Here is a 4,008-nt window from a genome sequence, read left to right as displayed (position 1 = left end):
GCCCGCCTGACCTCGATCGCGGAAACCGCGTTCGCCCTGCTGCCTCGCCCCCGCCACCACTGACAAGGACACAGCCGGCCTCGCCGCGCAGGCATCTGATGCTGTGGCGGCGATTCCACGACCAAGCCGCGGCGCCGATGACCCGCCTCGCCAACCGCGTCGTGCGCTCTGAACCCGCCCAGGGTCCGCTGCAGCTGCACCGCCTCGACCGCAAGACCGGGATCGCGTGCAGCCGGTGCGGCACCCGCAGCCAGACCACGGTAGTCGCCGCCCTCGACGCAGACTGGACCAGGCTCGTCGACCGCGGCTGCTACAACGTGTGGAGCAAGCAGCTCGGGTGAACCCCGATGCAGCGGATAACAGCCTGCTCTCCGGTACATGCCTCTCCCGGCCATCCCCGCAACCTGCGTCCAAGCATTCGTCGACGAAGTTGCGGGCCCAGACGACCTCGTTCTCCCGCTCGTATTCGAGGAACTCCGCTCACGCTGCGGCGGCGGCGATATCCAGACTTTTCATCCGCGCACTCTTGGCCCTCGTCTTGGCGAGCAGCCGGCCGGCGATCGGTAGCCGACCGAGGCGGATCATCACGGACCGAAGCAGCAACTCGGCGCGGTTGCCCGGGGTGAGGAAACCGCGCTGGCTCACACCGCTGCCGAGGTGGTAGTCGATGAACGGGCGCAGGTGGTCCTCCCAGTCCTGCAGCGCTCGTGGCACATCGTGCGGGTGGCGTTCCAGCATGGTGCCGAGCAGGTCCGCCCCGGCCAGGCCGGCGGATGCCCCCATGCCGGAGTAAAGGGTCAGGCACCACGCGGCGTCGCCGACGAGCACGACTCGGCCGCGGTACCAGTGGTCGAGGTGCACCTGCTCGGTGGAGTCGAACAGGTGGTCCGGGGCCTTCTCGAACTGGTCGAGCAGCCAACCGAGCGTGGAGCCGGTGGGCTCGGCGCCGTAGGCGGCGCGCAGCGAGTCGATGGCCGGCCGGGTGAACTCGGCGTCCACGTCGTCGGTGCGGTAGGAGAACAGCACCGACGGCGGACGGTCGGCGAACGGGAACACCCACACCGATCGGCCCGCCTCGGCCATGGTCAGCCCGTCCTGTGGGCGGTAGCCGGGTACCGGCTCGGGCAGGCTGTACACGGCGATCATGTAGTTCAGTCGACGGATCGGGCTCGGCTCGGGCTCGAACGCAAGCCGGCGCACCGTCGAGCGCAGTCCGTCTGCCCCGACCACCAGGTCGAACCGTTCGACGGTCGTCGTCTCCGTCGTCAGGTCGCGGATCTCGACGTCCACCCCGTCGAGGTACTGGTCCAGCGCGACCGGCACGGTCGAGTACCGGATCTCGACCTCGTCGGGCAGGGCGGTGAAGGCCGCGTCTTCGATGTCGCCCCGCACCGTCAGTCGAGACCCGGGGAAGACATCGGCGTAGCCCAGACCGCGGCGGCGCCGGCCCGTGCGGTCGACGTCGTAGCTCACGCTTTCCGGAGCGACGCGATTCGACACCGCATCGGCGAAGCCCAGCCGTTCGGCGGCGGCGAGCCCGGCCCCGAACAGGGCGAGGAAGTATCCGCCGCGGCGCCGCTCGGGGGCCTTCTCCAGCACCACCACGTCCCAGCCCGCGCGATGCAGTCGCAGCGCGGAGGTGATCCCGCTTATCCCGAGGCCGACCACCAGGGCCCGCTGTCGCGATGCCGTGTTCTTGTCCATGGGATTGCGCTCCGACATTGTCGTGTCCTTCATCTTGTGGGGGGGTGCGTCGGCCGTTCAGGAAGCCGAGGATGTGGAGTCGTCGAGGCGGGCGACGAGGTCGAGAAGGGGGCGTTGACCTCGGTGGGACGCTCCTGCTGCTCGCTTGCCGGGCATGGCTGAGAACCGTCTGGAAACTGATCAGCTTCCAGATGGGGAAACAGGTCGGCTTCCTCGCCGGCGAAGGTGGGACGAGCGGGTGACGGGCTGAGATCTCAGGGCTTCGAGATCATCGCGGCCGCTTCGGGGCTTGCCTCGGCGATGGCGTGGAGGGCCGCGTCGGTGTCCGCGATGGCCAGCGTGGTGTTGATGTCGGCGCCGGCCAGTGCGCCGGCCGCTGCGGAGGCTCCGACCTGGGCGACCAGATCGGTGACGTTGCCGGCCACCCACACGCCCGGCACCTCGGTGGCGCCGGCCGTGCCGGAGGCGAAGCCGCGGCCCTTCGGCAGGTCCTGCACCGGCAGGCCCAGGCCTTCCAGGCCCTGGGTGCGGGCCTGCATCGGCGCGGCGACCGCGACGACGCGGCGGGCCACGACCTGGCCGTCGGCCAGGCGCACCCCGGCGAGGGCACCGTCCTCGTCGTTGACGACCTCGGTGACCGGGGTGTCGATGACGCGGATGCCGCGGGCGGCGAAGCGGGCGCGGCTGTCCTCGTCCAGGTCGGTGCCGTGGGTGAAGTAGGTCAGGTCCTCGGTCAGCTGACGGAACAGATACGCGTGGCCGATGGAGGCCGGGCCGGTGGCGAGGATGCCGATGGGCTCGTCGCGCACCTCCCAGCCGTGGCAGTACGGGCAGTGCACCACACTGTGCCCCCAGTGCTCGGCGAGTCCGGGCACCTGTGGCAGCACATCGGTGAGGCCCGTGGCGATCAGGATGCGGCGGGCGGTGATGTGGCGGCCGTCGGCCAGGGTGAGGGTGAACCGCAGGTCCCCGTCCGCCGACGGGGCGGCGGACTCGGCCGAGACCACCTCGCCGTGCACGACGCGTCCGCCGTACTGGCGCACCTGCTCCCGGCCTCGTCGAAGGATCTCGGACGGCGGGGTGCCGTCCAGGGCGAGGAGGCCGTGCACGGCCTCGGCGGGGGCGTTGCGCGGGGAGCCGCTGTCGATCACGACGACCGAGCGGCGGGAGCGGGCGAGGATCAGTGCACCGTTCAACCCCGCGGCGCCCCCGCCGATCACCACCGCGTCGACGGTCCCCTCGGCCAGTGCGTCGCTCGCGTACGGAGGAGTCGTCACAGCCATGGTCTCCAGCCTTTCCTTGTCAGTCATGGTTCGGTCAGCCCTTCGAGTTCCGGGTGGTTGCAGGGGGGTCAGCTGTTCAGGAAGCCCAGGATGTGGTCGGCGACCCTCTTGGGCTGTTCGAGGTGCAGGAAGTGCCCTGCGCCGGGTTATGGCCCCGTACAGGTAGAGCGACGGGACGGTGAGGCGCCAGGCGTGCCCGCAGCCTGTCCGGTGAGCTCAGGACGGTTATGTACTGAACAGTCAGAAACCTAGGCGGTTCTGTACTGAGTTGTCAAGTGCGGTCGGCTTGGGCCGCATCTTTCTGAGTTGGAAGGATGCATGTCATGCCGAAGAAGGTGGATCCCGAGCTGAGGGCCCGAGCCGTCCGGCTGGTGCTGTAGCACCGTGCCGAGTACCCGACCAAATACCGCAGCGGTACTGACGGTGTCCAAGCAGGTCGGGGTAGGCAGAAGTCGTTGTGGCGCTGGGGCGCTCAGGCCGAGATTGACGGTGGCGAGGCGCCCGGGGTCACGATCGAGGAGAACGAGGAGATCCGCCGACTGCGTGAGGACATGGCGATCCTGAAGGCAGCTACAACTTTCTTCGTCGGGGAGCTCGCCCCCCGCAACGGCTGATGGTGGCCTTCATCGGCGAGCACCGTTCAACTGACGGTTCTGACCGACCGGGTTGAAGGTTGCACGCTGGTCACCGGGCGGAGATCCGCCCCATCCCGCAGTCCGCAGTCCGCAGTCCGCAGTCCGCAGTCCGCAGTCCGCAGTCCGCAGTCCGCAGTCCGCAGCAACGCCATGTCAGAGTCCGCCCCGCTCCGCCCATCCCAGTGGTCTCGCCGTGAGGGTCGAGTGATCCGCTACTCGGCCCATGCCGCGATCCGTTTCGCGATCGCCTCGGGGGCCTCGATGTGCGGGAAGTGACCGACGTCGGGGACGATGCCTGTGCGACGGGGCCGGCCGTGCCCTTGTCAGGGGTGGCGGGGGCGAGGCAGCAGGGCGAACGCGGTTTCCGCGATCGAGGTCAGGCGGGC

3 protein-coding genes and 1 pseudogene are annotated in these 4,008 nt (G+C 69.6%); 2 read left to right on the top strand and 2 right to left on the bottom strand.

Annotated features, from left to right (window positions below; genetic code table 11):
- A partial coding sequence (locus IE262_RS39015) for a hypothetical protein (protein ID WP_229877996.1) occupies positions 1 to 341 on the top strand: 341 nt, incomplete at its 5' end.
- Positions 342 to 480: 139 nt separating this feature from the next.
- On the opposite strand, the gene IE262_RS39010 is transcribed toward IE262_RS39015, so the two are convergent.
- Together IE262_RS39010 and IE262_RS39005 are read right to left on the bottom strand one after the other, a co-directional pair.
- The gene (locus IE262_RS39010; protein ID WP_229877994.1) at positions 481 to 1,722 is read right to left on the bottom strand and encodes an FAD-dependent monooxygenase; all 1,242 of its coding nucleotides are present in this window, start codon (positions 1,720 to 1,722) and stop codon (positions 481 to 483) included.
- Between the two features lie 236 nt (positions 1,723 to 1,958).
- On the bottom strand, positions 1,959 to 2,987 hold the full coding sequence (locus IE262_RS39005; RefSeq protein WP_189880388.1) for an NAD(P)/FAD-dependent oxidoreductase: 1,029 nt from the start codon (positions 2,985 to 2,987) through the stop codon (positions 1,959 to 1,961).
- A gap of 323 nt (positions 2,988 to 3,310) precedes the next feature.
- Between IE262_RS39005 and IE262_RS40090 the strand changes: the two are divergent.
- Positions 3,311 to 3,630: pseudogene (locus IE262_RS40090) on the top strand (IS3-like element ISPfr13 family transposase); the annotation flags it as partial.
- Positions 3,631 to 4,008: the final 378 nt, after the last annotated feature.

The organism is Streptomyces bluensis, assembly GCF_014650715.1.
Classification (GTDB): domain Bacteria; phylum Actinomycetota; class Actinomycetes; order Streptomycetales; family Streptomycetaceae; genus Streptomyces; species Streptomyces bluensis.
This window is presented reverse-complemented; position numbering and strand designations above follow the sequence as displayed.

Coding starts and splice junctions, on each gene's coding strand:
- IE262_RS39010 (WP_229877994.1), bottom strand. CDS start 1,722: ATGTCGGAGCGCAATCCCATGGACAAGAACACGGCATCGCGACAGCGG.
- IE262_RS39005 (WP_189880388.1), bottom strand. CDS start 2,987: ATGGCTGTGACGACTCCTCCGTACGCGAGCGACGCACTGGCCGAGGGG.